This is a genomic window from Curtobacterium sp. PhB190 (genome assembly GCF_004365385.1).
In the GTDB taxonomy this organism is placed as follows: Bacteria; Actinomycetota; Actinomycetes; order Actinomycetales; family Microbacteriaceae; genus Curtobacterium.
In genome coordinates, this window is the sequence record NZ_SODN01000023.1 from 3,358 (window position 1) to 5,053 (window position 1,696).

At 55.0% G+C, this 1,696-nt stretch carries 1 rRNA gene (cut by a window edge); it reads left to right on the plus strand.

Annotated features, from left to right (window positions below):
* A 23S ribosomal RNA gene (locus EDF47_RS19625) occupies window positions 1-1,563 on the plus strand; it begins 1,665 nt to the left of the window's first position.
* Window positions 1,564-1,696: the final 133 nt, after the last annotated feature.

A 1,696-nucleotide genomic window follows, 5' to 3' on the forward strand; every position in this document is an offset into this window, starting at 1 on the left:
ATCAACCGGATCCCTTCGGGGTGATGGTGGCCGGTCTAACGCTCGACCCCATGCTGGTGCGGTTAGCGTATGAACAGGTGTGACGCAGGAAGGTAGCTGAGCCAGGCGATGGTATCCGTAAGGTGAACCTGGTGTAAGGATGTAGGGCTGACGATAGGCAAATCCGTCGTCTGTGTGCCTGAGATCCGACGCGTACCCGTAAGGGGAAATCAGTGATCCTATGCTGCCGAGAAAAGCATCGACGCGAGGTTGCAGCCGCCCGTACCCGAAACCGACTCAGGTGGTCAGGTAGAGAATACCAAGGAGATCGAGAGAATCGTGGTTAAGGAACTCGGCAAAATGCCCCCGTAACTTCGGGAGAAGGGGGGCCGGACACGTGACCGGATTTACTCCGTGAGCGTTGAAGGCCGCAGAGACCAGTGGGAAGCGACTGTTTACTAAAAACACAGGTCCGTGCGAAGTCGCAAGACGATGTATACGGACTGACGCCTGCCCGGTGCTGGAAGGTTAAGAGGAAGGGTTAGCCTTTGGGCGAAGCTCTGAATTTAAGCCCCAGTAAACGGCGGTGGTAACTATAACCATCCTAAGGTAGCGAAATTCCTTGTCGGGTAAGTTCCGACCTGCACGAATGGCGTAACGACTTCCCAGCTGTCTCAACCGCGAACTCGGCGAAATTGCACTACGAGTAAAGATGCTCGTTACGCGCAGCAGGACGGAAAGACCCCGTGACCTTTACTACAGTTTGGTATTGGTGTTCGGTGTGGCTTGTGTAGGATAGGTGGGAGACTGTGAAGCGGGCACGCTAGTGTTCGTGGAGTCATTGTTGAAATACCACTCTGGTCACTCTGGATGTCTAACGTAGGACCCTGATCGGGTTCATGGACAGTGCCTGATGGGTAGTTTAACTGGGGCGGTTGCCTCCCAAAGAGTAACGGAGGCGCCCAAAGGTTCCCTCAACCTGGTTGGCAATCAGGTGGCGAGTGTAAGTGCACAAGGGAGCTTGACTGTGAGACTGACAGGTCGAGCAGGGACGAAAGTCGGGACTAGTGATCCGGCAGTGGCTTGTGGAAGCGCTGTCGCTCAACGGATAAAAGGTACCTCGGGGATAACAGGCTGATCTTGCCCAAGAGTCCATATCGACGGCATGGTTTGGCACCTCGATGTCGGCTCGTCGCATCCTGGGGCTGGAGTAGGTCCCAAGGGTTGGGCTGTTCGCCCATTAAAGCGGTACGCGAGCTGGGTTTAGAACGTCGTGAGACAGTTCGGTCCCTATCCGCTGCGCGCGTTGGAAATTTGAGAAGATCTATCCCTAGTACGAGAGGACCGGGATGGACGAACCTCTGGTGTGTCAGTTGTTCTGCCAAGGGCACCGCTGATTAGCTACGTTCGGACCGGATAACCGCTGAAAGCATCTAAGCGGGAAGCCGTCTTCGAGATGAGATTTCCATGCACCTTGAGTGTGAGAGGCTCCCAGCAGACTACTGGGTTGATAGGCCGGATGTGGAAGCGGGGACTAACGACCCGTGGAGCTGACCGGTACTAATAAGCCGAAGACTTGATAACACACTGATTTCCGTGCACTTGTTGCACGGGCTCGCGTCCACTTTGTGGTTCCCGACAGACGATCGGGAATCAAACTGAATACACCGCTCTGCCCATTCGTGGGCAGCAGCCGGAACATGTTTGAGACCAGATT